Origin of the sequence: Rhizobium sp. NLR22b (genome assembly GCF_019685295.1) — a bacterium.
GTDB lineage: Bacteria > Pseudomonadota > Alphaproteobacteria > Rhizobiales > Rhizobiaceae > Rhizobium.
In genome coordinates, this window is record NZ_JABDWM010000020.1 from 88,670 (window position 1) to 115,172 (window position 26,503).

Here is a 26,503-nt window from a genome sequence, read left to right on the forward strand (position 1 = left end):
GGGAAGACGACATTAACACTGGTGCCTGCAGCGTTATTGCCGAAATATTTTGAGAATAAGCCGGGGGCCGAGCTTCATTCTCAGACCGATGCCAAGATCTGGTACCGAGATGGCCTGCTCTTTGAGAGCTTATTCAGAACTGACGCACGACAGAGACGTTGCGGCCCTCGACGATGAGATCGTAGTCGTCCGATTGCCGGGGAATTCGGGGAAAGCCTTCCGGTATCTCCGATACGGCGAGACGAAAACCGGAAGCGTCGAGCCAGCGGATCCGCTGTCCGGATCGCACTGGAATGACGGCATACCGTCCCGCTCTCCCGTCGGTTCCCGACAGAGCTGCCTCGATCGGTGCGCGTCTGGGCGCATCGTCCTGTTGCACCCTCAGCGTTTTCGACCAGGCAAGAAGGTTGTTGGGGTCAATCTGATCCTCGCCATCCCAAAGGATCAACTCGTCATCGAGCCATGCGATGTATTGGGAGCGCATTGCCTCGGCTTCGGGGCGAGTTTTTGCAATGCCGAGCGAAAGCCAGAGCATGATCAGCGCATAGCCATTCTTCTGAAGACAGACTTGTTCGCTGAGTGTCGGAGCGCGTTGCCCGCGCGGCACATCGATCCAGAGGTCGGGCAGTCTTTCGTCGATCTCACTTGGTGTGCCGATCCGAAGATCTCTTCGGTAGAATAACGAACCTTGTGGAACCGGTTTGTTCCGGCTTGCTGTGATGAAGGGCGCTTCCGATTATGATATATCCGGCCGACTTTCCCATCCTTCACGATGATGAAGGCCAAGGATTCAGGGTGATAGTCGGCATATGCACGCGCCATGGCTTCTTTGCTGACCTGAAACTCGTCTGCAAGCTGGAAAAGATGCTCAATGCTCGGCGACGGTTGCCGCTTGAAATATTCGCGAAGTTTCGGCGGCGGCATCAAGATCAGTGAAGAGAAGCGGTTCGCCTCAAACTCCATCTTTGCGCGCCGGTCACCTTCCTTGGCGGATAGCGTCTGCAGATCCTGCCTTGAACAAAGGAATCGGCCGTCCTCGTCCGGCACATGATTGGCAATCAAGAAGTGCCCGAGCTCATGGCCGATCGTAAAACGACGGCGCGGCTGGTTCACGCCGCGCTTCACCAAGATGATTCCGCGGCTCCGATTGCTGTCGGTGATCAACCCGCCCTCGAAGCCCTCGGTTTCAAGTTCAGCTATCTCCTCGATCTCAAGCTGTAGTGCCAGCTCTTCGATTGGGACGGGCACTCGAAAATTGGGTTCATGCTTCAGGACGAGACTGACGAGCCCTTCGGGTGATCCGGTGTCAGCTAAATCCATCCGCATGACGCTCATGTCATTTTTCCTTCGGAACCTTGAGCCGATCCATCAACATCTGGATTGTTTCCCGGTCTTGTGGGGTGAGCGTTTTGAGGTCTCGGTACATGGCAACGAGCGCGGGATCCTCATTTGCGCCTTCCGGGTTTTCCCCGACAAGATCAGCGATCGAAACTCGAAAATGCGTAGCAAGCTTGGTGAGAAGCTCGATTGATGGATTGGTGCTGCGACCGGTCTCCAGATCATAGATGTGTGTTTTCGATGCTCCTATAGCATCAGCGACATCCTGCAACGATTGCCGGTTTTTTCCTCGTAGTTCTTTGAGCTTGGCAGCCAAAGACATCCTCAAATGCTCCCTTGAATCACTTAAGGCGCGTGCACTCTCGCGCCGCGCCGTTCGATTTATCTGTACGAAACCATAACACAGGGATTGACGGAATCAAGCGTTAGATTTATCTGTACGAAATGATAGGTGCGAATCTTACGTCCATCGACCCCTCTACGGGGACTGGAGGCACGAATGCTTCATGATCAACGACTTGTTCTGCGTGACGGAATGCTCATCGGTGCGCTTGAGCGGATGTGCGCCACACTTGAAATCTCGCAGTCCCAATCCACTCTTGCGAAGGAACGCTACGAAGGCGTCGGGGGATGGCTCGCAGAGTCGGAAGACCCGCTGTTGAAGGCGATCGGAATTTTCCTTCAGGGCTCGACTGCCATTGGAACAACCGTGAAGCCGATCGCCAGCAATGAACATGATGTGGATTTGGTGGCGCATGTGCCGGGCTTGGGGATCTGGGTGGAGCCCGCCACCCTGAAAAAGTCGATCGGTGATCGCCTTAAGGAGAATGGCCATTACAAGCAGTTCGATGATACTCCGACCGAGAGCGTGGAACGTCGTGACCTTGCACTGCAGATCCGCCGGCTGGACGCCAAGCTGCTGCGCAATTCGTTCCCTCAGCTCTTCAGCTGCGGCCCGATTGTAGGCGAGGACAAGGATTTCCTCCGGTTGATACAGTCCCTTGTCCAGCACATAAGCGACTTTGCCGACCATCGTCGCCGACTTGCCTGACCCTGCGGACGCGATGAGGAGATTGCTGTCCTCAAGGCGAATACAGGACTCCCTCTGTTGGTCGGACAATGATCGGCCATCGAGATCGTCAAAGAAGGGGGCGTATCTGGTGAGCTCGGTCGCAACAAATTCATTATTGTACTGATGGCGCCGGTCGGGGTCGGTCAGGAAAAACAGGGACCGTGGAAGATCGGCTTCCATGGCCGCGGTTAAGCCGTCGGCGTCGAACAAGGGATGGGAGAGTGCTGCGGCGGCCGGGCCAGAAACACTCGCGATGGCTTGCGCCAGATCTGCCTGTGCGAGGTATTGCCGCTTCCCCTCGATCAATGGCTCGAGTTTCGCATCGACCTCTTTCAAAACCTCTTGATCCGACCGGATCAGTTCGAGCAGGTAGCGATTGATGAACCTGTGAAGGTCCGTCGCGAGCCGAGTAGCGGCGTCCTCGCCGAGGCACGACAGAGTTTCGACATGACTGCATGTGCGGATTTCGACCGTGTGCCAAAGCAGGGCCTTTTTGATACCGATGGCGGCAATGTCCAGGCATAGCAGCTTGGCCCGCGTTCCGGTATGGAGCTCGACGGACGCCGTGGTCGCCGTCGGTAGCCGGAGCTTCCACCTACCGGAGGGAAGCAGACGGGCGAAAAGGCCGGGCCGATAGGTGGTGTAGCGGCTGAAAATCACGGGTCGGCCATCGCGCGAATTGTCATTTCAGTTGCCTTCCACAAACGCGATCATGGACGTTTTTCTCAGCCGCTGGCATTGGCCTTTTCTTGGATTTTTACGCATCGAGAGAGGAGTTCGTCGAAGGTCTCGGCCTCATCGAGAAGAAGGCCGTCTTCAAGCATCCGCGAGTAGTCCTGTTCGAGAGCTGTCCTCCCGGCGCCGGAGGGCGTCAGCTGCAGCCCCCTGCCCACAGCCGCTTCATAGTCAATCGGCGTTTTGTCAGCCGCCTTCTCAGCGAAAAACATCGATTTATGCTGCGCCACCGACTTTGCCAGCTCGCGATCAGCGATTGCGCTGTCGGCGACGCCTATATCGTCGAGACGAACGATGTCGTGCCAGTGGCGTGAAAAGCGCTCCCCGCGGAGGCGTTCCTGCAGGCAGAAGACGTGAATTGCTGTCGCCTTTTCCCAGAACGTGCGTTCGGCATGCATGACCCGCGGTCGCGCGTTGGGAAATTCGATGCCATCGACAAGGCCGGCAGCGTCGCATGAAATGTCGCGAACGCTTGCCGGTTCGCCGGTCGATCGAGCCCCAAACTCCAGCATCACGCTTGGAGCGACATAGCCGGATCCTCCACTAATTGCCTCGTAGTCGATGAAGAGCCTGTCGGCTTCGACCCGGACGGTGGCTGGAAGCGACTGGGCGCTGAGCGCATCGGCAACGAGCGGGCGCACGGTCTCGGATACCCAGACCGGCAAACGCTTGCGGACTTCGCTCGACCAGCGCTTTTCTTCGCTTCTGGTTTTCGGCAATGCCTCCTCGTTCTCGCCCACGAGATCATGAGCGAGCGTGCGGATATCGTAGGTCAGGTCTACATCTTCCGAAAACCTACGGATGGCGTTGTAGGCTTTCGAGAGGGACGTGCCGCCCTTGAAGACAAGGTGGTCGCCAAGCGCCGTTGCGTAAAGGGTCTGCAGTGCCCAGACGACCCACGCGTCCTTTTCCAGGAGGTGGATAGGCCGCCTGGCTTTCTCCGCTGCGATCGCAAGGACTTCGCGTCGATCTTCTCGGGACAGTCGTAAAAACTGTTCAGCCATAAGCGGCCTTTCCTACACTGCGGGCAAGCCAGGTGGGAAACTGAGGGGCGGCGGCAACGAGTTCGCCGAACGCCTCTGCGGAGAGCTTCCGCTTGATGCTCGGAAGAGCCTCGTCGGCCTTTTCCGGACCGAGCCAGGCCAGCGCGCGGACAGCCAGGCCGGCAGGCTTGTTCGCCAAGGCAAGCTGCCAACGTGGCACGTGCTTCAACTCGACCGTCTGGCTGCCGACAGTCATGGTTCGGCTGCGACCGGATGTGAAGTATATGGACCGGATCGGCACCTGACTGGAAAGACCGAGTGAGTTTGCAGCCGCAGCGCCATTCGAAACGATCACCTCGCCACGCTGGTGCGCAACGGCTTCGACGGCTTGCTCGACCGTAGGCGGCCGGCTTCCGAAGCGGCTCTTGATCGCCTTGAGATAGATCCCACGACCGGCCCGGACGAGCTCGCCGCGTTCATATAGGCGCGACAGAGCCTGGTCTACCGCAGCACGGTTTCCCAAATGCAGGAAGGCCTTTGCGGACAGCGCCGTTCCCTCGGGCAGCTGTTCGGCATAGGCCATGATCTGTGTTGTTAGCCGTTGCATGGCAATCTCCTGTCAGAAATATATGCAGTTTTCTGACAGTTTGCAATGTGATGTGTCCTGCCTTTCCTCTTCGACGGAGGTCTGGATAGGAAAAGCTTCATTTTTCTCCTTCCCTAATTGTCAGGATATATCCATGTTTCTCTTCGTGAATCGTGTCCAGACGTCCAATTCCTGACCGGGAGCACCAGTATCCGCCCGTGTGACCCTTTTTAATTTCCGAGAGCAAAAGGAACATCGCCGTCCTTTCGAACATAAAAACCTGAAAACAAGAGCCTGAGGAGGTCCGTGAACGATGTCGCGCGCCCACAATCCTCGCGTTCTCGAGGACCTGAGAGAGAATTACTCACCTCGAAGGATCGGCAAGCCGCAAGGCCGTGGTCCTTCCTTTCGGTGTGGCCGAGATCGATCGGCCCTTGCCCGGCGGTGGGCCTGTCTTACTCCTGGGTTGATCGCATCACACGTCGATTCCACGCTCGAGCAGCATTTCCTCAACTTCACGCAGACCAAGGTTGAACCGCAAATAGAGCCAGACCGAGTGAGAACGATCCGTGGCGGAAAACGGTGACGTTTGAAGCTGATATCTCGTGTCTGCATCACCGAAATTTACGCCCAACCCGTCAGGCAGACAACCGAAGCCCAGTTAACGTGACAATATACCGGCAGCGCTGTCCCATCAAAGCAGAGCTGATTCGCATGTAAACCTTTGCTCGGAGCCATCTCGTAGGCCGACGGGCAACCATCGTCTATTCCGAGATGCGGGCGGCCCTCCAGACCGTGCATCCATGAACGCTCCATCCAGCCTCCACGGGACCTGAACCTACTCAGTACATACAGACGCCAACGAGGAGACGCCAATGATGGCTTGTGCCGACGAGACCAACGAAGGGGACATCCACACAGCTCGGGCGGGCCACCCACCGAAAGTACAGTCCCATAGCCCGGTTCAGCTTTTGGCCGTGTTTGCCTGTTGGCGGAAGGAGCCTTCCACGCGATCTGCTAGGGTGGCCAACGCCGACGTTCTAGGTGGCCTTCGTAGGGGACGGATAAACTTCTCAGCAACAGCCGGAAGCGCAAGGACACGTGTGCGCAACTTCCAAACGCCTGATCTGGCGTGGCCAGCGCAAAGCCCAGGCAAATTAAGATCATGTCCGCCCAGTAAAAAAGCCAGGTCTCAGATCAGTTGGATCAACGCCATTGAGCTCGTTAATGAAAGTTGGAGATGACCGAATGAGACATACCTTCCCTTCAAAGCTAACCATCGGCATCTTTGATCACTTAGACGACGACGGTCGCGACATCGCACAACAGTACTCAGACCGCCTGACGTTAGCCGAGACGTGCGATCGGCTCGGTTTTTATGCATATCACCTCGCGGAGCACCATTGTACCCCGCACGGGAGAGGCGCATCGTCGAATTTGTTCTTGTCGAGCGTCGCACAGCGCACTCGGCAGCTTCGTGTCGGCCCCTTGGTCATGTTGCTCAGCCTTTGTCATCCGCTACGCGCGTTTGAAGAGATCTGTACGCTGGACCAGTTGAGCGGTGGTAGGCTCGAGCTTGGCATAGGGCGCGGCTCTCTCCCGATCGAATTGAGTTACTTCGGGATTGGTGCAGACGCGGTGCCGGAGCGCTACTTCGAAGCCTGCGAAATCCTCATGAAGGCAATGAAGGGGGGCACACTATCCTACCGAGGCTACCATTTTGAGCTGAACAATGTCCCTTTGACGCTGCGGCCTCATCAGCGTCCACATCCGCCTACATGGATCGCCACCAACCGGCCCGAGTCTGCTGCTTGGGCCGCTGCGAACGGCGCAAGCATCGCGTGCCAAGGACCCGCGTCTGTTGTTCGCAAAATTACTGATGCCTTCCGTTCCGAGCGAGTGCACAACACTGGTGCGGACGACCCAGTGCCTTTTCTCGGATTGCTCCGAATGGTAGTGGTCGGACGTTCTGCCGCGCATGCCCATTCACTCGCGGCACCTGCCTACGGCCGATGGATCAAGAACTTCAAATTCCTGTACGATCTCAACTCGATCGCCGTTCCGCCAAACTTGCCGCTGACCTTAGATGCCGCAATCGAGAGCGAGTTGTGCGTAGTAGGAACGGCAGCTCTTGTGCGCCGGGCTCTCCTCGAGCAGTTGGAAGAGGCGGGCGCCAACTACCTTCTTTGTCAACTTGCGTTTGGAGATCTGCCACTGGAGGCCTCCCAGTACACCGCCTTGGCCATTCAGTCCGTCCTTATGGATCTAAGCTGATTGAACGCGTAGAGCCGTCCGGAATTGCGGCTCCATTGCCGTATCGTTTCGTAAGGCACGACAATGTCGCGCTCCAGCAGCATTTTCTCGACCAGCCGCAGGCTCAAGGGGAACCGGAAGTACAGTCAGATCGCACGGGCGATGATCTGCGGTGGAAAGCGGTGGTTCTTGATAACTGAGAGTCAGCGATTTCATCTCAGCCCCTCATGAGGCTATGACCCAGAAAAGGACCATGACGCCGGCACGGACAAACAAGCTTGACTAAGCCCCGCGGCGGGGGAGCGCGCTAGCAGCTAACTACGGCGTTTGCCGGATACAGTGGTCAAGGACATCCACAGAGGAAAAACTAGCAACTGCGGTGTTGCAAGAAAGCGGCCTAAGGGCGTGCGGTTGTCCCAAATTGTACTACTGAACCACAACCTGCGAAGGTCGACGTTGCCTACGATGCCCTGCGTCTCGACAGTTACGGCCGTGTACCGGGGCAGCATCTTAGGGAACAGGATCTCGGCTCGGTGTCTCGGGTGCCAGCCGAGCAATAGAAGGCTCATGCCAACAGGCCAAGTGAAATACGCATTCGAAATGACCCCATGGAACAGGCGCGCTCCGTCTCTGCCGTCCACCCACAGGGAGGGCGTTGCACGAACCGCAATTGTCGCGCCCAAGTGGGCTCGTTGCTTACGCTATTGAGGAATTACTGCTACTCAGCGATGCGCTGGCCCGGCTTCGGTTTGCGGATGAGGCTACCCTGCCATCAAAACGTCGACCACAAAGAGATTGTGACAACGCGGGATCATTTGCGAACCCATGGGCGATGCAGGCCCTTATACGGAGATGGAGAGCACTACAAAGGGCCTGCAAATCTGATCTCAGCCCTAAGGTAGGCAAATAGGCGAATGCGAAAATTGCCCTTTGATACCGTTCTGATCGCCAATAGAGGCGAGATTGCCGTACGCGTCATCAAGACCCTGCGCGAGCTTGAATTGCGCTCCGCAATTGTCTACCACGCTCTCGATGCGGGAGCGCCGGCCGTCTCAATGGCTGACACGGCGATTGCTGTGAGCGGTCGCACGCCAGTCGCAGCCTATCTTGATACCAAACAAATCATCGCTGCCGCCCGCGAGGCGAACGCCGGGGCGATTCACCCAGGCTATGGGTTCCTTGCAGAGAATGCGGACTTCGCAAGGGCAGTGGTCGAGTCTGGGTTCACTTTCGTCGGGCCTACTCCTGAGAGCATCCAATTGATGGGTGACAAGATTCGGGCCCGCAACTTCGCTCAGCGGAACGGGATTCCGGTCGTGCATTCAGCGATCGAAGAAGATGACCCTGCCTCGTTCATTATGAGGGCGCGATCCATTGGAGCGCCTTTGCTGGTAAAAGCATCAGCCGGCGGCGGCGGCAAGGGCATGCGGATCGCCCGCGACCTCGACACCTTGGAAGACGCCATTGCGGAGGCACGCAGTGAGGCGCAGCGCTACTTCGGGGATGGCCGGCTCTACATCGAACGATATATCGAAAAGTTACGGCATATCGAAGTGCAGGTGCTCGGCGACTCCTTCGGAAGCGTCGTTCATTTGTTCGAGCGGGAATGCTCGGTTCAGCGCAGATTTCAGAAGGTCATTGAGGAGGCGCCCGCGTCAACGATTTCCCCGCGGTTGCGCCAGAGAATCTGCGAAGCTGCCGTTCGCATCGCTCGAGCCGCCAACTATCGAAATGCAGGAACTGTGGAATTCATCGTGGATGGAGGAGATTTCTATTTCCTCGAGATGAATACGCGCCTGCAGGTGGAACATCCCGTCACCGAAATGATCACTGGCATCGATATTGTTGCCGAACAGCTCTATCTCGCCGGGGGCCATGAGCTTAGATTTTCACAGTCAGATATCGTGTCGAAAGGACACGCGATCGAAGCGAGGATGTGTGCTGAAGCTCCTGAACGCGGCTTTTCTCCTACGACGGGGAAGGTACTGGTGCTCGAGTATCCCGGCGGTCCAGGCCTACGGATCGACACTGGCATCTCGCAGGGTCAGCAGATAACGACAGCCTTTGATTCCTTGTTGGCGAAGGTGATCGTACATGCGGACACGCGTAATGAAGCTGCGCTGAAGGTCGAACGCGTGATGCGGGAGCTGGTGCTCCTCGGCTGCGAAACAAACGCGAGCTTTCTAGCGCGCGTCCTTGCCGACGAGCAATTTTTAAGCGGACAGCTCCATACTGGATATCTTGACGAAAATCCGCAGTTGGCCGCTGGCGACTCCCCGTCCGACTTGTCGACCTTCCTAGCCGCCGCCGCTCTACTGACGAGGCCAGTGTGCGATTCGGCAGATGCCGTACCTGAGCTTCACGCCTCGCTCGGCGGCTGGAGAAACGCGTGAACCACGTTTTTGAGCTTGAAGGTGTAGATTATCAGTTGTGGCTTTCACGTTGTCAGCAGGGGTATCGCCTGCATTTGGGGGGCGAAATACTCGTACCGCTCGACTTCACCCATCAAGGCGACGGTAGCGGCATTCTTACCATTGCCGACTCAAACGAGCCGGTAAGGTTTGCGATCGATGGCGACACTATTCACCTGCATATTCGCGGCAGGACGCGCGTTCTGCGCTACCGAGACCCATTGTTAGCCCATTCGCTCGTGAAAAAGGATGCAGGTCTTCTTGTGGCGCGCGCGCCGATGCCAGGCGTGGTGGTTAAAACGTCGGTTTTGCCCGGCGACCAAATTTCCGCAGGCTCCGCGCTGATGGTGATCGAGAGCATGAAGCTGGAAAGCGTCATACGCGCGCCACAGGACGGGGTGGTCGACCGAATTCATTTTAGCGAAGGCCAGAGCTTCAAGCATGGCGCGGTACTAGTTACGATCAAAGAGGAAGGGCATTAAGATGCAGCGCATCGCTTCTCTTGTCGACGTGAACTCGCAAGAATTTCACCTCAACGAGCTCCACAACAGAAGACTTGCGGCCGAATTAAACGAGCGCCAGCGTGCGGTCCGCTTCGACCGTCCCGAGCGCGACCGCGAGCGCCTGCGGCGACAAAACAAGCATTTTGTTCGCGACCGGGTGGAGGCTTTGCTTGATCCAGAAACGCCTTTCCTCGAACTTTCGACACTGGCCGCGAACGAGGCTTACAACGGGGGTGTGCCCAGCGCAGCGCAAGTCGTCGGCATCGGCATCGTTGCGGGACGCGAGGTGATCGTTCACGCAGATGACCCGAGCGTCAAGGGTGGAGCATGGTATCCGCTGTCAGTCAAAAAGATCGTCCGATCCCTGGATATAGCAATCGAGAACCGTCTGCCCGTCGTTCATCTTTGCGACTGTGGCGGTGGATTTCTTCCTCTGCAGGCGGAACTCTTCGCGGATCGCCACCACGCGGGCAGAATCTTCCGCAACCAATCCATTCTCTCGAAGATGGGCGTGCCGCAGGTCGCCCTCGTGATGGGACATTGCATCGCGGGAGGAGCTTTCGTTCCTGCGCTTAGCGAGTACAACATTATCGTCCAGGGAAGCGGAGCGATATTTCTCGGCGGTCCATCGGTTGTGAAAGTTGCGACTGGCCAGCACGTGTCTGTCGACGAGCTCGGCGGTGCTGACATGCAAACCACGGTATCGGGAACGGCCGACTATATCGCGCATTCAGAGATGCACGCGATTGCGATTGCCCGCGACTTAGTCGGTCGTATCAATCGTCCTGAAAAAATCTCCATCGATCGAGTCGCTCCCGAGCCGCCCGCTTATGATGCATCTGAGCTATACGGTATAATTCCAAGAGATCCTCGAGTGCACTTTGATATGCGGGAGATTCTCGCGCGCTTGGTCGATGGCAGCAGGTTCCATGAATACCAACCGCTCTACGGGCGAACTCTGGTATGCGGGTTCGCGCGCCTTCATGGATACCAAATCGGTGTTCTGGCGAATAACGGCGTGCTATTCGATGACAGTGCGTTGAAGGGCGCTCACTTCATCCAGTTGTGCGACATGAATCGGACGCCGCTGTTCTTCTTGCAGAACATCACCGGCTTCATGGTGGGCAGCGAATATGAGCGGCGTGGCATCACCAAAAATGCCGCCAAGCTACTCATGGCCGTGTCTGGAGCGGCGGTGCCCAAATTCACGGTCATTTGTAATCATTCTCACGGTGGGGGAACATTCGCCATGGCAGGGCGCGCTTTCGATCCGCGTTTTCTGTTCACCTGGCCGCAGGCTCAGATTTCAGCCATGGGTGCCGATCAAGCGACGCGAGTGCTTACGGATGTGAAGGCAAAGCAAATGGCGGCCGATGGTAGGCGCTTATCGGCGGAGGAGTACGAAGTCACGAGACAGTCGATTTTGGAAGAGTATAGGGAGCGATCAAGCGCTTACTATGCAACGTCTGAAATCTGGGACGACGGGATTCTTGATCCTGTCGACACCAGAAACGCGCTGGCAATCGCCTTGAGCGCCTCGCTCAATGCTCCCACTGAGACGCCACATTATGGCATCTTTAGGATGTAGTGCGGCTCCCCCTCTCGGCCTTCCTTCAGATCGAAAAATATGCGCTGACGATTACAATGGATCTCTGCACACTGATTGACCGCAATGCGGCGGTTGCTCCAAACAAGGCCGCAATTCATTTCGAGGGTGAGACGCTAAGCTACGCCGCGTTGCGGGGATCTATCGAGCAAGCCGCCCGTGCCCTGAACAAAGAGCTGAGAGTCACTAAAGGCGATCGAGTCGCCATCCTCAGCCTGAACCGGCCCGAGTATCTAATTCTTCTCTATGCCTGTGCGCGTCTTGGCGCAATTATGCTGCCTTTGAACTGGCGGCTCGCGCCGGCTGAGCAGCTCTTCATCTTGTCCAATGCCGGAGCAAGGGTATTGGTTGTCGAGCAGGAGTTCAACAGCCTTCTGCCGCATCTGGCACACACACTGCCCGACACCTCAGTCGTCGGTTTGGACTTCACGCCCCCTCGCGGGAGCACATGGGGTAACCTGTTGGCCCAAGGCCGCGGTGATGGCGGTAACTCACATGCTGACTTGAGCTGCCCGCTTCTGATCGTCTACACTTCTGGCACTACCGGGCGGCCCAAAGGCGCGGTCCTCCGACAAGAAGCTTTGCTCTGGAACGGGGTGATGAGCCAGCACATGCATGCTCTGACGTCGGAAGATCATGTGTTGTCGGTACTACCGTTCTTTCACGTGGGTGGGCTCAACATTCAGACCACTCCGGCTTTGCAACATGGTGCGACGGTCACTATCCATTCCCGATTTGCGGCAGGTGCGACACTTACTGCATTTGAGCGCGATCGGCCAACACTAACGGCATTGGTTCCGACGGCCATCCAAACATTGACTGACCACGACGCGTGGTGGACGGCAGACCTGTACTCCTTGAAGGCCGTTTCAACGGGCTCAACGATTGTGTCCCAGGCCCTGATCGAGCGCGTTACCGCGCGAGGGGTACCGGTCCTTCAAGTGTATGGCTCCACAGAAACCTGCCCCATCGCCATCTACACGAGGCTTGGGGGTGATCTCTCACGCTGCGGGTCTATTGGCCTGCCGGGTCTATGCTGTGAGGCGATGATCATTGATGACGCCGGCAAGGAGTTGCCGGCGGGTGCCCCAGGCGAAATCGCAGTGCGCGGCCCGAATGTCTTCTGTGAATACTGGGGCGATCATCAAGCGACCCGCGAGGCACTGTGTGACGGCTGGTATCGCACTGGTGACATCGGGTACCGGGATGCCAGCGGTCACTATTGGGTTCGCGATCGCAAAAAGAACCTCATTATTTCCGGCGGAGAAAACATCTATCCAGCCGAAGTCGAGCGTGTGCTCGGGGAGCACCCTGATGTCAAGGAATGCGCCGTTGTCGGTCGGCATGATTCGCACTGGGGCGAGGTGCCGGTCGCCTACGTGGTCAGGCGGGTGGGGGCACGGATCGAAGCGGAAGCATTGGCCGCGCATGTGCAGTCGCAGGTCGCTCGCTTCAAGGTCCCGCGGGAGTTCATTTTCACGAGGGAATTGCCCCGAACAGCCTTGGGCAAGATTCAGTACTCGATTTTGAAAGAGCTTCAAGCGCGGTCCCCCAATCCCGAGAATTAACCGCCCCCTTGTTCCGAGATGATGCCGTCCCCGGATTGGGGTGTTTATCCGGGTGTCCTGCTGATTGAGACGTTCGTCCTTTGAAAGGAAGGAACGGCATGCCAGCGGAGAGACTAAAGATGCGGCGTGTCCGCGAGATTCTGAGATACAGATTGAGCTAGGGCTCGGCCCAAGTCGATTGCGGCGCGCGTTGGTGCGGTCCCGGCGGTAGCAATCGGGGGGGGGGGTTACTCTTGTTTTCACTGCGTTAAGTTTACGCTGCCTCCATGAACGCTCCATCCAGCCTCCACGGGACCTGAACCTACTCAGTACATACAGGCGCCAATGATGACTTGTGCCGACGAGACCAACGAAGGGGACATCCTCCGGATCTTAATCGGAAAGATTGAACGAAACTCTGAAGATTGGCTTCTCGTGACAATGCAAGAACTCTTCGGTCCACACTACGAGTACGCCGGCCTTCAAATGTGCCCAGCGCACGGCCGCGCTCCGCAGAGCTTCGACAGTCGGCTTACGGTTCGCTCGCCCATGCGAGACGTCGCGCCGAGTTTCCGCTTTCCGTCCGTGGGATGCTGCAGAGGGCGATGTCACGTTATCAGCCTATGCGACGGAATGGCGCTTCAATATCGAGCAAAAGGTATTTTCATGAACAGTCATGCTCAACCTCTCTATAAAGGTATCGAAGCGCCTGATCGCTATACGCACCATCACTTCGATCGATCTATCACCGGTGACATCAAGGCTCTTGCGACTGACAATTGGCATGGCCCATTTTACATCGTTAAGGACTATGCGGTGATCGCTACCCTTGTGTGGCTGGTGGTTGATGTAAGCTGGTGGTTTTATCCTCTCGCGGTAATCATGATCGGCGCGCATCAAAGGGGCATTTCCACCATTTTGCACGATTCCGCGCATGGCGTTCTGACAAAGAATCGCTTGCTGAACTTCCTGCTCGGCACGTGGCCAACCGCCTGGCCGATCTTTCAGCGCCACTTTGCCTACAAGGAGTCTCATGTCCATAGTCATCACCCCTTCCTTGGCAGAGCCGACGCCGATCCCGACCTAGAGTTCTTTATAAAGGAAGGCGTATTCACGCCGCGGACGGATCGTTCCTTTATCTGGAAGATCATTGTTCTTCCGTTACTCGGATCGAAGACCTACGCTTATTTCAGGTATCTGGTACGTAACAGATACCAGGTGATTGTCGCTTCCCTTTCCGGCAAGGAGAGCGCTACGCGAGTTCAGCGTGGAGAAGGGTGGCGCTGTGAATTCGATCGCTGGGGCTTCTATGCATTCTGGGCGTCTATTGCCGCGGCGGGTCTGGCCTCCGGCTATTTCCTGGAATTCCTCCTGCTCTGGGTCGTTCCCTACGTCACCTCATTCCATATCATCGGATGGTTCATCGAGATGTCTGAGCACTGCAGCTCCATCGACAACCAGCACGTCAACCTTCATATGGCGCGAAACCGTCAAAGCCGGAACATCGAGAAGTGGCTGACGGGGATCAACAACGACAACTATCATCTCGATCATCACCTCGATCCGACCACCCCATTCTGGCGTCTACCTGAGGCGCACGCCATCCGCATGAGCGATCTCGAATATGCGGCGCACTGCTCCGAGACAGGCGGGATATTTCAGTCTGGCCCAAATGGTGAACCTTCCATTCTGATGCTGATCAGGGACCAGAATCGGAAGCGCTTTATCGAAAGCGCGCTGGCCTAAACGCCAATTCTCGAGAAGAACAGATTTCCGGAGACAACCAATGCCGACCAAAACCCAGAGAAATATCGCCACAACACAACCCGTTCCGGCGCCGGCGCTGCACGTTGAGACGGCGGTGCTTCACGGTAGCTATCGTTACGATCAGACAACACTCGCGACGACTGTGCCGATCTACCTCTCGAATGCCTATGCTTTTGAATCTATTGATCACGCATCAGACGTATTTGATCTGCGAAGAGAGGGACGCACCTATTCGCGGTTGATGAATCCGACGACGGATATACTCGAGCAACGCATTGCTTCTCTGGAGGGCGGCGTCGCGGCTTTGGCGACGTCGTCGGGCCAGGCCGCGATTATGCTCGCCATTTTGAATATTGCGGTGGCGGGCGACAACATTGTGAGTTCCGCTCATCTATATGGCGGGACAATCAATCTGCTTTCTAGTACCTTTCAAAGGCTCGGGATCGAAACGCGTTTCGTCGATCCGGGCGATCCTACACGTTTCCGCGAAGCCTCAGACGAACGTACGCGTTGTTGGTTTGCCGAAGCATTGCCCAATCCGAAACTCACACCTTTCCCGATCGTGGAGGTCGGCGCGATTGCACATGAAATGGGCATTCTGCTCATCATCGACAACACCATGACCCCTCTCATCACACGCCCGCTTGAGCTCGGCGCGCATGTGACCTTGCACTCCACGTCAAAATACATCTGCGGCCACGGCACCACGATTGGTGGGGTCGTCGTGGATGGCGGCACCTTTGATTGGGAGGCCTGTTCCGAACGATTTCCGTTGATGACCCGCCCTGATGTCTCCCATGGCAATATCCGTTGGCTCGAAGCTGCGCGTGATCTGCCCGGTCCCTATGGAGCCAGCCCTTTCCTGCTCAAGATGCGCAATACGCTCATGCGTGACTTTGGCCCCTGTCCATCACCATTCGCATCGTTTCTCTGCATCCAGGGCCTGGAGACGCTGCCATTGCGGATGCCGCGACATTGCTCCAATGCCCGCCGCGTCGCTGAATATCTCAAGGAGCATCGGAACGTCCTCGACGTGACCTATCCGAGTCTTGGCGGAACGCTGGAACGACGTCGCGCCGAGCAAAACATGGGCGACCATGGCGGCCCGATGATCGTTTTCGAGATCGCCGGCGGTATCGATGCCGGCCGCCGGTTTATCGAGCGCCTACAACTCGTCTACCATGTTGCAAACATCGGCGATGCGAGGACACTCGCCACGCATCCGGCCTCCACGACGCATGCGTCAGTGCCGCAAGCAGCGCGCCTGGCTTCCGGCGTGCGCGACGGAACGATTCGGATTTCCGTCGGGCTTGAACATGTCGACGATATCCTTGCTGATATCGGTCAAGCCCTTGAAGAGGCCTGACATAGTGGCCGCTATGGCAGAAGACAGCCCGGCAATCGTTGGTGTCGTTTGCGATCGCCAGACGGTCGACGGCGTTGATTATGATGTGGTGCGCGCCCGTTATCTCGAAGCGTTGCACCTCACCGCTGGCGTCGTGCCAGTCCTGATCCCAGGGGGACTTGCCGACAAAGAGTTGCGGACCTGCCTGTTGGCCTTCAATGGATTGCTCCTGACCGGCGCGGCGTCAAATGTATCACCTTCACGATACGGGGGTCCGATGGCTTGCGCCAGCACGCTCGATCTTGATCGCGACAGGACGAGCATCGCTGCGATCGAGATTGCTTTGTCGCTGGGCGTCCCCTTGTTCGGAATCTGCCGTGGGCTGCAGGAACTCAATGTTGCACTTGGAGGCACCCTTTCAACCAATATCTCGGAAGGTGAAGGCCGAGGTGTGCATGTTGAAGATCTGTCTCTCTCGCGTGATCTTCAATACGCTCCCTCACATGCAATTGTCGCTGAAGGTAACGGCCATATCGCGGAGTGCATTCGCCGCCTGAAGACAAATTCTGTTTCAGTCAACACACTGCACGAGCAGGGCATTGCACAATTGGCGGATGGTCTTGCTGTCGATGCGCGGTGCGTGGACGGCGTCATCGAAGCCGTATCGGTAAAGGAAGCAACGACATTTGCCGCAGCTGTGCAATGGCATCCTGAATGGTTTCACGTCGAGGATCCGCTCAGCGGTGAAATCTTCCGCGCCTTCGGTGAGGCGTGCCACTTGCATGTGAAAAGAAAGATGTTACAGCCGTGAAAAGTACTTGTCCTTCGCCAGTTGCCGGCGCTGCTTTCGCCCTTTTTGCGGCTCTTTCAAATGGAACCGTCGGTGTACTGTCCCGCTTCGCCTTCAATGAAGGTCTCGATCATACGGCCGTCGCGTTCTGGCGTTGCGGTATCGCGCTTTCGCTGATTTCGATCATCGTTGTCTGGAAAGCTGGGGGTCTGGCCCGATTAACTGCGGCTTTCGCGGGGTCGTGGAAAATTGCGGTTTGCTCCGCACTTGGCATCTTTACGCTTTATCATTTTGAAACCAGCGCCTTCGCTTATGCGCCGATCCCGCTTGTCGCCATCCTAGTTTTTGCCGGTGGGCTTGGCGCAATCGCGCTCGACATCATCATCCTGAAGGAAAGAGTAACGATGGGGAAAGCGTTTGCCATAGCTATGGTCGTTCTCGGCGGTTTCTTCCTGATCTCTGGCGACGGGCTGGAAACGGGAAGCTTGATGGGCGTCACTCTCGCCCTCATTGCCGGCCTGGGTTATGCCAGCTTCATCTTTGCATGGAAATTCTTCAAACTCCGCTCTTCCTTGGAAAATTTGTGGTTGTTCCTGGCGTATGGACTGGTCATGCTCGCCGTGCCCTATTTCTGGAGCGGTGCACAAATCCCATCAGCAAACGCTTTGCCGAGCCTGTTGTCGCTTGGCGTTATTCCGTCTTTTTGCGGCTTTTACTGCACGATCCTCGCCCTGCGGCATATCGAAGCGTACAAAACACAGGTCATCGAATCGAGCGAGCCGTTCTTTTCCGCGCTCTTTGCCGCCATGTTCTTCGGCGAATGGCTGACAGGTTCAGGAATGTGTGCGTCCCTAGCTATCATTCTTGGTGCGTTAATCACGTCAACGCCTGATCGTCGTTGGCGTCCCCACACAGTTACGTGCAATCGGCGAAAGAGAGTAACGTGACAACACCAACGACGCATCTTCAATGACGCTAAAAAGTTCGGTTTGAACGCGGGTGTTACTGTTCCCTTCCGCGGGCAGGCGGGCATTTCCTCGACAATGAGTTTTGTGCAAAAAGAAGCGAGTGAAATGAAGGACTTTGAAATCAACCACCTCCAATCGGCCGCCTGGGTATTTCATTTGAAGGTCGTGAACACCTTAGACTGCAACGGCGACTATCCCGGCCTGACTGGGCGTGAAAAGGAGTGTCTTTCATGAGTCGCAAAAGGAAAGTCGTCTTGGGACATCTTAGCGATACTCGGAATTTCCTTAAATACAATCAATTATCAATCAAAAACGGCATAAGGAAAATGAAGACCCGGGACAGAATAGTTGAGGTGTTGAGAGCGGCAAGATTTGGATTTGATTGAGTTTCCGCCGTAACCGTAAACAAACGGCGGCTGCAGCGATTCGCGTTCAGGGTTTGACGCGACGCGTCTCGATGGTGTTGTCACGTTAAGTTTCTCTGGCTGGAAAGTCAGCGGCTCGTGGTTATTCAGGCGACACAGGCCGCAATTTTCCATGCATCGAAAGCTTCGAGCCGGCGGTAGCGTATTGTTTGCCCGGCGCGGCGACGGGACGGAACTGAAAAAGCAATTGCGGGTCGCTGAGCGCATGGAGACGAACCGTTGCAACGTGCCTGGTGATCGGTGGCCTTGCGTGGTTCGTTCCCGTTTTCGAAACGGCAGATGGCTGTCTCGGCCCCGATTATTGAGGCCCTGTCCGACCAATGGTCAAGGCCGGGTGCTACTTTCGCCTTTGCTGCACCGTAGAAGCGGAGCTTATCGGTGATGATCCGTTTGGAGCAAAGTCATAGCGCTTCATTAACGCCACCAGCACGCGCTTCGCTGCCCTATCCCGCGGGAATATACCATCAACCAATGCTGAAGAGCGGTATTAAGCGGAAGCAGCCATGGCCGCATAACTTGAACGAAATGGTCCCGAGTAAATCCGGCGCGGTTCAACCTCACGCAAATGCGGGATGTTCTTGCAACACCTCATTTGCTAGTTTTCCTCTGCCGATGTGATCTTCTTGCTGAGGTCCTTATCCGTCGAGCGCACGTGGATGCGCAAAATACGTGAGTTCACTTGCTTAGCCTCTGGATTCGGAACTCGCCTTTCCTGCAGTCGTCGAGCGCGAAGCCAGCGAGACATAGAACGGGGCGCGGCCCCAAACCTCGAACATGATGTCCATTATCTCTGCATTGGCGCAATTCAGCGATTTCATCGCTTGCTCGTACGACGATCGGCCTACCGCTCCGCTTGAGAGCTCATACAATGATCGGCCTTTGTCCCGCGCTTGCCGGATCGCGTCCGACTCCCAGACGGTTGCTGTCAACAGATCATCCCCCAGGGATTCCCGCAACATTGCGATTGACTTCTGCTGTGAGACGTCACGCGGATCGTGCCTTGTCACCAGATATTTGAAGAAATCATGATTTATGGTCCTCCCAGCCCTTTCGATCAGTGCGACGAAATGCGTGAAAGAGTAGAGGGACGAGGTCATTGACACGATCTCAGGCATCTCAGGGCGGACCGTCACAAGAACGCCGGTTGCTGCTTCATATGCACCCGCGGTCAGAAAGTCTCCATCTCCGCAGGCGAGAACGATCACATCATAATCCGCCTCAACTTCCTTAAGCGCAGACACCATCCTGGCGCTAGCGTCCGGGTACCTCAATTTCTCGCCACGGAAGCGCCGGCCACACTCCTCTTCAAAAAAAGAGAGTTCGGCAGAGCCCGGAACGAGATCAAGACCATCAAAAAGGGTGGGTTGGATTGCTGACCGCATACTTTCCTGATGCTCGTCAAAGCGTATCGCCGCATAGATGCTCGCATTGTGGACTGGATAACCAAAGTAGTAAAAACCGAACATCTTAGATAACGAGCCGTGCGAATCGAGATCTATAGCGAGGACGCGGAAACCTTGAAGTGCAAGGCCTTGAGCCAGATAAAACGATGTGGTGGTGCTTGCGGGACCGGCGACTACCGAGATGATCTGCAGCTTATCACCCTCGCGTCGCCGCGGGCGAAACTTCAAAGCCTCTTTTGGACGGGCTGAAGCGAGATGATTACGGAGTTCGTTGATCTGTTCAAGTGTATAGGAGCGTCGTCCTGCGGTCCCAAGCTCGGGTGTCGGGCCTTGCCCATCAATTGACAACTGGCGCAGATAGCTACCCGACACACCGAGAATCTCAGCGACCTCGCCCAACGAGAACGAGCGCAAGGTCCTGAGGGGAAGTGGTGCTCTGGCAGCCACGCCCTGCGCCTTTATGGAAGCCCAAATACTATCGCTATGGCGCCGAACGCGCTCCACTATACGCTCTTCATCGTCTGGTTTCTCGGATTGTGGCATAAATAACCTCGTGACGGGTTTTGTAGTGAATGACGGTTCTATTACGACATTAGGTAGGCAGCAGTCAATATGCTTCGCCTCATCGCTCTATCGAGACGGCCTTTCGTCAGCCTCATATGATGTAGTTGTATTGCTCCTCTTCGTGAAAGCGCAGCGAAGCATTTCCTCGGCGACCCGCTTCGGGCTCGGGCGTGGGTCAGTCTTCGAGCGGAAGTATGTTCCTCCATCGCGGGGGCCTTTGCAGGTGAAGCAATCGATCCAGCCGCGCTGACGGTTCTGCGCAACGGCATGACCTATTATGCAAAGACACTGAGCGGCGTGACGCTGCAGGTCGAAGACGCGCAGAACGACGTTTCCAAGCAGCAGAGCCTGATCCAGAATTTCATCGCCTCCAAGGTCGATGCAATCATCGTCAACCCTGTCGATACCGATGCGACCACGGCGATGTCGAAGCTCGCGGCCGATGCCGGCATTCCGCTGGTTTTACGTCAACCGTCAGCCGGTCAACGTCGACACGCTGCCGGACAAGCAGGCCTTCGTCGCTTCCAACGAGCTGGAATCCGGCACGCTGGAAACCAAGGAAATCTGCCGCATTCTCGGCGGCAAGGGCAAGGCTGTCGTCATCATGGGCGAGCTTTCCAACCAGGCTGCGCGCATGCGGACCCAGGACGTTCACGACGTCATCAAGACGGACGAGTGCAAAGGCATCGAGATCGTCGAAGAGCAGACGGCCAACTGGGATCGTACCCAGGGTGCCGACCTGATGACCAACTGGCTCTCCAGCGGCATCGAATTCGACGCCGTCATCTCCAATAACGACGAAATGGCGATCGGTGCCATCCAGGCGCTGAAGGCAGCCGGCAAGGACATGAGCAAGGTCGTCGTCGGCGGCGTTGACGCCACGCAGGACGCGCTTGCCGCCATGCAGGCAGGCGATCTTGACGTTACCGTGTTCCAGGATGCCGCCGGCCAGGGCAAGGGCTCGCTCGATGCAGCGCTCAAGCTCGCCAAGGGCGAGAAGATCGAAAAGAAGGTCTACATACCCTTCCAGCTCGTGACGCCTGCCAACGTCAAGGACTTCGTCACCAAGAACTGAGTCGAATGCCAAACATGATGCGGGCTTTGCCCGCATCATCTTTTCGGGCGATCGAATCAAATCCTTAAAGATGAAGGGCCCCTGAGCTCAGATTGCTGCGCTTGATCCCCATGCGCCTTTCTCAGGCGATCTCTTCAAGACGACGGCCGATCAACAGCGCCCGGCAGGTTTCTCACAGGCTCTGGCCGAATCTGTGGGCCACGAGCGTATCGCGCCGAGGCAACTCTCGAGTTGTTTGTCCATCGTTCTCCGGTTGGGAATGATCAGTGCATCACTCCCTACGAGCTTCCCTACCGGGGCGAACGCTCCTGCCAGATCAGAAGCTACTTGTCGGCCGTCGTGAGTGTGCGCCGCAGTTGGGAGCTTGGGTTACCTCTCGTCGGCTGCTACGCAAGGGTGTCCGCCCTTCATCGCGTCAGACCTGTACTCTGCTGCACAAACTGGTAGAAAGTGCGCCCGCGGAATTCGAAGAAACTGTCCGTTGCCGGACGCGGTCGGCAGCGGTGGAGCTAGAAAACGGATGCACGTTTTCCGGCTGCCAAAAGGAGCCTTAATCGACATGAACATGGTCTCGAAGATTGCGAAACCCCCAGTTGCCCCGTCCGTTGGCGCTCTGCTTGCAGAAGCTCGCCTGGCTCGTGGCTATTCGCTGAACGACGTCGCAGAAACCACTGGTCTGACTGTGGCAGAGGTGACAGCTCTGGAGAATGACGCGGATTTCGACGCGTCCAGGATTCGAAGGACTGCATCCGCTCTAGGGATTCTAGAAAAGATATGCGATGCGCCGCGCTGACATCGTTGAACAGCTTCTTCCACGGCTGCACCTTTTTCAAGGAAGGTGGGTGCAGCAACTCACGGGGCGCTTCAATGGGATGCTGTTCAACTCGGGCACGGTTTTCAAGGGTAGGGCAGGGAACCTCGGCTGTGATGTTCGGCAACCAGCTGACTCTTCAAGGGGAATGGCGCGGCTGGCGCAGTTCTTTCGCTCGTAAATTCGGCGTGATCGCCTGCAGATCGGCTCCTGACAACGGTCGAGCGACGGCCGGGACGACGCTGGATATTGGGTTGAATGGTCCTGCGCCGAGCGATGGCCTCGGTCGTGGGCCAGCTCGCACTTGGTGTAGGGGCGCATAATCGTGCGTACGAGCAGATTTCTCCGCCCAGACTCTGTCACGACGATCGCCAATTGTGAACGGGATCGAAGCCCAAGCCTGGCTTGCCCACATTCTCGCCTGCATTGCCTATATGTCCGTCAGAACGCTGATCGGTTGCTTCGGTCGATTGGTAGTCAACTGCATTGAACTGTCGGACGGCACAGCTTCGGCCCGATTTATCGGCTGCAAAGACCCAAATGGGCGTAGATGGGTGCCAGTCGATACATAGCGAGTGGCAAACCGGTCTCCTGACCGAAACCCGTCCACGATAGATTAGTGCCAATTCGGAAATGCAGTCCTTGCCGCCGGGCGACGAGCGTGCCACGTCGATGCCCGCCTTTTAGGTTCATACGCGCTCGCCCCAGTGTGTGACAAAATCCGCCGCAGATTTGACGGCTCTATATTACCCTGTGCTGCTGCTTGCTCGCAAAGTTAGTGAAGCTTCGTGGGCCTTCTGCGACTTATTGTCCGTCAACATTGCGCATCGCCCGCGCGGAGTCGCCCTGCAGCGATATCAGGAGCTGCAATGCTCGATCAGCTAGGCCCGCCGGCACAAAAATATGGTCGTGGTGATATGCAGCCACCATGTTGCACGGTATGCCAGCTTCTGCGAGACAGGCAGCGACGCCCGCCGTGAGGCCGACGCCATCGAGCGCAGAATTCACATTGAGAGTGATCTGGCGCATCGCAAGTGAAGTTTCGAACCCCGCTCCGTGCGCCTCTCCTTTCTCGAGGACGACTGCTAAGCCTTCTCTTTCATGAAATGTCGCGATCGGGTTTAGATTGTGAACTTTGCTCCCTTCATTGGGTAACGAGCAGAACACATACTCGCCGTCTTCGAGCGAGGGCTTCATATTCGACAGCATCTCGAACTTGTCTCGCAACACAGTAGTCATTTTAGCGGTCCCGCTGTCGATAATCATCGTGTCTTAAGGTGGTCAGTCATTGTGTAGGACGGGAACCGGGAGCGAACAAATGAGATTTCCTTAACTGACATAAGGCAGATTGTCGATGTTGGATCGATTCCGTCGCTCAAAGCTTGCGTTGCGAAGGACTTCGACAAGTGCCTGAAGCTGTGATTACAGGTTTTGACCTTGCCCTCAAGTTTTATCCAGTTTTGAGTTCGCTCCAGCGGTTTTTGGTTGCTGTTGTTGGTTCGGTAGCGGCGGGTTGCGGTGCCGAGCCATTTCGGCTGCGCAGCACCGGATAGAATTCCCGGCATTGCAAGTGGCAAACGTTACGCGGCGAAAAACAATCCACGGCGAGGCGCCGAGGCTTTGCGATGCAAGCTCCGTTCGCCGTCGATTCCGGAAAGTGCTCCGCCAATACTGATGACAACGAATGGAACGGCAACAACTGTATGAGTGATGATGACCCTAAGTAGGTATTCGTCAGGCCGAGTCGAGCGAGAAGCACCTGCATCCGAACACCAAGCACCACCGCAGGCACCACCATTGGCAGACGGAAAGTGTGCGGAATGTCCGCGCAACAAAAGGGTTCGAGCTCGAAGGCCCAAAGAAGCCGCCATTTCAAGTAAGGTGGCTAACAACGTAGTCCCGCCACCAATCCTCAGGCTGTTGACGATCGATCGCCGCCACGTGTCCGCCGGAAGCAGTTCCTCAAACCAACGAAGGGAATAGGACGGAACAGGGTAGGTCAGAATTACGCAAGACCAAGGCGGCCGAACGCCTGCTGGAAGCAAGGATACCTGCCGAAGCGCATCGTCACCGACAAGCTCCGCTCCTATGGAGCGGCACGGCGGCAGGTCATGCCTACTCGACCATCGATCGCACAAGGGGCCCGAACAATCGTGCCGAGAATTCGCATCTGCCGCTGCGAAAACGTCAGCGGATGATGCAACGATTTCGCTCACCGGGTGCGTTGCAACGCTTCACCAACATCTTCTCGGCCGTGCGAAATCTCGTCGTCCCTTCACACCCAACGCGTTCCGCCATCGCGGTTCACCTGCATCGTCTCGATGCGTTCGCCCAACGGAAAATGGCTACTGCAGTGACGGCCTGAGCCCGCATCATACCGCAAACGCACCTAGAGAAGTTAATTTGACATCGCCCTTTTCGCCGATCGCACCTTGGTCGTTGGCACTCTTAGCACGACCCCCGTCAAGGTCCACTCCCTGCCCGCCTCTCACGGCATAGCCGCTGGGACGGGTTAATTGGTTTCTCTGCGTTCCGCGTCCAGCCAGTTTTCGAGCTTCAGTCCGGGATACGCCAGGAAGTCCCGCGTGTTGTTGGTCACCAATACCGTGTCCAGAGCGATCGCATGCGATGCGATCAGTTTGTCGAGATGATCTTTCTTCCGGTCTCTCGTCGCCATTCGAACCGGACCGTAGGCACGCGCTGCTGCGATCCCAAACGGCTCTACCGTGATCAGCTCGGCCAGGGCGGTGAGATTATCAAGTTCTCGTGCCGGATCATCGGATGCGGAAACACCGTACTCGAGTTCCGCGAAGGTGATGGCGGACATCACCACGTCCCCCACATAGCAACTGGCAAAGCGGCGAGCGACCTGCTCCGGCTGGTTTTTCATCAGGTAGATACACATGTTCGTATCGAGCATGTAACGCGCCATCAGATCTTATCCCGCTCCTCTTGCTCATGGGACTCTCTTCCGTCGCGCATGAAATCCGGATAGAAGCGGGCGAATACATCCAGAACGCCGGCCAGGGAGCGATGCACAGGACGGATGCGAAGCTCGTCGCCGATGCGCTCGATTTCCAACTCAACATCGGTTCGCTCAAACGCCAGTTCCGCCGGTATGCGAACCGCCTGGGAATTTCCATTCTTGAAAGCTTTAGTGGTGTGCATGTCATCAACCTTGTGTGTACGTGGATGTACTATATCCTAGGCTTTCCAACTTGTACATCCTTAGTGTGTACGTTTATCGCTTGGACGGGCGCATCTCGCAACAGGTTGAGGTCGCTCGTGCCGAATTGTGTGCTGGTCCACCCGCCAGCGGGTATTGGCCCATTCGGGTAACAGTTCGTTCCTGCCCCGTCCAAATCTAGACAGACGATTGCGATGCCGCGCTCACATTTGCAAGGAGCATCCGTAGAAGGCGTATGCGCGTCTCACCCGTGATATGCCGCTCTTACGATAGGCCGGTGCTTGCGCCAATGTCGCCGGCAGCCGCGACTTCGACGGCGTAGTGCGAAAGGCGGTGAAATGTTCGCCGCCGATCTGTGTTGTATCGAGATTGCGATTGGCATGACGGGCACCTATGTCGTCGACCGTGACAAAGGGCGGTGTATTGCAGATGTATGGCTGATCTCCGCTTTGCGGCGGATCTCCGCAACCGACTGGCGATCGTTCCTCCTGGCCGAAGGCGAGCCGACGCCGGACCGCGGAGCTCGCTGCGGAAATTGTCTCGCTATGCCCTCACTAAAAGAAAATTCAATTAGGCACGAAAGGCCTTTCGATGGAGCCGGAAGTTTGTTGGCGCGGCAGCTTTTTGGCTGTTGACGGGCATATAACGATTCTATATCGTTCCGACGGATTAAAAGCAAAATCCATACATAAATCCGTCAGGAGGTAAATTTTGCTCATTTTTGAGAATCCGCGCATGGTCAAGGGGCCCAACTTCCTTGTCTCGGCGATTGAATGAGGGGGTCGAGTACATCTTTGGCGTCCCCGGCGAGGAAGCCCTCGACGTCGTCGCTCCTGCTCCATCTGCATCAAGTCGGCGCCTTCCTGTCACGATGAGGACACCGGCACTCTCTCAAAAGAAGGATACTGTCACGATGGTCCGTACCCGCAGAAGCCATTTCAGAAGACGAGATCACCGGCGTATATTGTCCCACAGATGGAACGCGCGCCACGTTTTGAACTCGAAGCGTAAGCGCGATTTTCAATGCGCATTGACGGCAGTTGACGGACACTTGCGCTTAGCTGGGTAGCAGTACCCAGCTTTATCAGGCCGCAGTGGTCTTGGAGTAATTGAAGGGCAGCAGGTCGCCGATGT

At 56.5% G+C, this 26,503-nt stretch carries 22 protein-coding genes and 5 pseudogenes; 14 read left to right on the plus strand and 13 right to left on the minus strand.

The window, feature by feature from the left end; translation table 11 throughout:
- Positions 1–133 precede the first annotated feature (133 nt).
- From HJC00_RS27095 to HJC00_RS33200, 7 genes and pseudogenes are all read right to left on the minus strand, one after another.
- On the minus strand, positions 134–535 hold the full coding sequence (locus tag HJC00_RS27095; RefSeq protein WP_221164871.1) for a hypothetical protein: 402 nt from the start codon (positions 533–535) through the stop codon (positions 134–136).
- A 2-nt stretch (positions 536–537) separates the two neighbouring features.
- Positions 538–1,335, minus strand: coding sequence for an ImmA/IrrE family metallo-endopeptidase (locus HJC00_RS27100; RefSeq protein WP_259672322.1), 798 nt, complete (start codon positions 1,333–1,335; stop codon positions 538–540).
- Between the two features lies 1 nt (position 1,336).
- Positions 1,337–1,660: a helix-turn-helix domain-containing protein gene (locus HJC00_RS27105; RefSeq protein WP_221164865.1), complete on the minus strand. Its 324-nt coding sequence runs from the start codon at positions 1,658–1,660 to the stop codon at positions 1,337–1,339.
- A 156-nt stretch (positions 1,661–1,816) separates the two neighbouring features.
- Complete coding sequence (locus HJC00_RS33065) at positions 1,817–3,070, minus strand: UvrD-helicase domain-containing protein (protein WP_311044195.1); 1,254 nt, start codon at positions 3,068–3,070, stop codon at positions 1,817–1,819.
- Between the two features lie 65 nt (positions 3,071–3,135).
- Positions 3,136–4,149, minus strand: coding sequence for a nucleotidyl transferase AbiEii/AbiGii toxin family protein (locus HJC00_RS27115; protein ID WP_221164866.1), 1,014 nt, complete (start codon positions 4,147–4,149; stop codon positions 3,136–3,138).
- A complete protein-coding gene (locus HJC00_RS27120; protein ID WP_168302090.1) occupies positions 4,142–4,735 on the minus strand; it encodes a DUF6088 family protein in 594 nt (197 codons plus the stop codon). Before HJC00_RS27120 ends, HJC00_RS27115 begins: the two co-directional genes overlap by 8 nt.
- Positions 4,736–5,192: 457 nt before the next feature.
- A pseudogene (locus tag HJC00_RS33200) lies at positions 5,193–5,329 on the minus strand (IS6 family transposase); the annotation flags it as partial.
- Between the two features lie 633 nt (positions 5,330–5,962).
- Between HJC00_RS33200 and HJC00_RS27130 the strand changes: the two are divergent.
- Positions 5,963–6,988, plus strand: a complete 1,026-nt coding sequence (locus tag HJC00_RS27130; protein ID WP_168302091.1) for an LLM class flavin-dependent oxidoreductase — start codon at positions 5,963–5,965, stop codon at positions 6,986–6,988.
- 5 nt (positions 6,989–6,993) lie between these two features.
- Here the strand turns inward: HJC00_RS27130 and HJC00_RS27135 are convergent.
- Positions 6,994–7,178, minus strand: a pseudogene (locus HJC00_RS27135) (IS6 family transposase); the annotation flags it as partial.
- A gap of 703 nt (positions 7,179–7,881) precedes the next feature.
- On the opposite strand from HJC00_RS27135, the gene HJC00_RS27140 reads away from it, so the two are divergent.
- The 9 genes from HJC00_RS27140 to HJC00_RS27180 all read left to right on the plus strand — a co-directional run bounded on the left by HJC00_RS27140 (position 7,882) and on the right by HJC00_RS27180 (position 18,138).
- On the plus strand, positions 7,882–9,360 hold the full coding sequence (locus HJC00_RS27140; RefSeq protein ID WP_221164867.1) for an acetyl/propionyl/methylcrotonyl-CoA carboxylase subunit alpha: 1,479 nt from the start codon (positions 7,882–7,884) through the stop codon (positions 9,358–9,360).
- Positions 9,357–9,860, plus strand: coding sequence for a biotin/lipoyl-containing protein (locus HJC00_RS33070; protein WP_205919284.1), 504 nt, complete (start codon positions 9,357–9,359; stop codon positions 9,858–9,860). The genes HJC00_RS27140 and HJC00_RS33070 overlap by 4 nt, the downstream gene beginning before the upstream one ends.
- 1 nt (position 9,861) lies before the next feature.
- Entirely contained in the window at positions 9,862–11,469 is a 1,608-nt protein-coding gene (locus HJC00_RS27150; protein WP_210633128.1) for an acyl-CoA carboxylase subunit beta, read from the plus strand.
- 56 nt (positions 11,470–11,525) lie between these two features.
- Positions 11,526–13,055 (plus strand): class I adenylate-forming enzyme family protein, encoded by a 1,530-nt coding sequence (locus HJC00_RS27155; RefSeq protein WP_210633127.1) that lies wholly within the window; start codon positions 11,526–11,528, stop codon positions 13,053–13,055.
- Positions 13,056–13,667: 612 nt separating this feature from the next.
- Positions 13,668–14,780 carry a fatty acid desaturase family protein gene (locus tag HJC00_RS27160; protein WP_221127367.1) on the plus strand — a complete coding sequence of 371 codons (1,113 nt, stop codon included), beginning with the start codon at positions 13,668–13,670 and terminating at the stop codon, positions 14,778–14,780.
- Positions 14,781–14,820: 40 nt separating this feature from the next.
- Positions 14,821–16,167, plus strand: coding sequence for an O-acetylhomoserine aminocarboxypropyltransferase/cysteine synthase family protein (locus HJC00_RS27165; protein ID WP_210633125.1), 1,347 nt, complete (start codon positions 14,821–14,823; stop codon positions 16,165–16,167).
- Between the two features lie 13 nt (positions 16,168–16,180).
- Positions 16,181–16,957 (plus strand): gamma-glutamyl-gamma-aminobutyrate hydrolase family protein, encoded by a 777-nt coding sequence (locus HJC00_RS27170; RefSeq protein WP_210633124.1) that lies wholly within the window; start codon positions 16,181–16,183, stop codon positions 16,955–16,957.
- Positions 16,954–17,883, plus strand: coding sequence for a DMT family transporter (locus tag HJC00_RS33075; protein ID WP_168302097.1), 930 nt, complete (start codon positions 16,954–16,956; stop codon positions 17,881–17,883). Before HJC00_RS27170 ends, HJC00_RS33075 begins: the two co-directional genes overlap by 4 nt.
- 15 nt (positions 17,884–17,898) lie before the next feature.
- Positions 17,899–18,138, plus strand: coding sequence for an autoinducer binding domain-containing protein (locus HJC00_RS27180; protein ID WP_281438384.1), 240 nt, complete (start codon positions 17,899–17,901; stop codon positions 18,136–18,138).
- 874 nt (positions 18,139–19,012) lie between these two features.
- Here the strand turns inward: HJC00_RS27180 and repA are convergent.
- Complete coding sequence (gene repA, locus HJC00_RS27185) at positions 19,013–20,275, minus strand: plasmid partitioning protein RepA (RefSeq protein ID WP_168302098.1); 1,263 nt, start codon at positions 20,273–20,275, stop codon at positions 19,013–19,015.
- Between the two features lie 255 nt (positions 20,276–20,530).
- Here repA and HJC00_RS27190 point away from each other — a divergent pair.
- Positions 20,531–21,371: pseudogene (locus HJC00_RS27190) on the plus strand (sugar ABC transporter substrate-binding protein); the annotation flags it as partial.
- A 559-nt stretch (positions 21,372–21,930) separates the two neighbouring features.
- The gene (locus HJC00_RS27195; RefSeq protein ID WP_131702551.1) at positions 21,931–22,164 is read left to right on the plus strand and encodes a RodZ family helix-turn-helix domain-containing protein; all 234 of its coding nucleotides are present in this window, start codon (positions 21,931–21,933) and stop codon (positions 22,162–22,164) included.
- Between the two features lie 822 nt (positions 22,165–22,986).
- On the opposite strand, the gene HJC00_RS27200 is transcribed toward HJC00_RS27195, so the two are convergent.
- The gene (locus HJC00_RS27200; RefSeq protein WP_245007089.1) at positions 22,987–23,448 is read right to left on the minus strand and encodes an ACT domain-containing protein; all 462 of its coding nucleotides are present in this window, start codon (positions 23,446–23,448) and stop codon (positions 22,987–22,989) included.
- A gap of 275 nt (positions 23,449–23,723) precedes the next feature.
- Positions 23,724–24,227: pseudogene (locus HJC00_RS32825) on the minus strand (ABC transporter permease); the annotation flags it as partial.
- Between HJC00_RS32825 and HJC00_RS27205 the strand changes: the two are divergent.
- Positions 24,222–24,547: pseudogene (locus HJC00_RS27205) on the plus strand (DDE-type integrase/transposase/recombinase); the annotation flags it as partial. The pseudogenes HJC00_RS32825 and HJC00_RS27205 sit on opposite strands and share 6 nt — an antisense overlap.
- A gap of 147 nt (positions 24,548–24,694) precedes the next feature.
- Here the strand turns inward: HJC00_RS27205 and HJC00_RS27210 are convergent.
- Positions 24,695–25,114: a type II toxin-antitoxin system VapC family toxin gene (locus tag HJC00_RS27210; protein WP_018496488.1), complete on the minus strand. Its 420-nt coding sequence runs from the start codon at positions 25,112–25,114 to the stop codon at positions 24,695–24,697.
- Positions 25,114–25,350: a type II toxin-antitoxin system VapB family antitoxin gene (vapB, locus tag HJC00_RS27215; protein WP_168302099.1), complete on the minus strand. Its 237-nt coding sequence runs from the start codon at positions 25,348–25,350 to the stop codon at positions 25,114–25,116. The genes HJC00_RS27210 and vapB overlap by 1 nt, the downstream gene beginning before the upstream one ends.
- 357 nt (positions 25,351–25,707) lie before the next feature.
- On the opposite strand from vapB, the gene HJC00_RS27220 reads away from it, so the two are divergent.
- A complete protein-coding gene (locus HJC00_RS27220; protein WP_168302100.1) occupies positions 25,708–26,004 on the plus strand; it encodes a hypothetical protein in 297 nt (98 codons plus the stop codon).
- Positions 26,005–26,503: the final 499 nt, after the last annotated feature.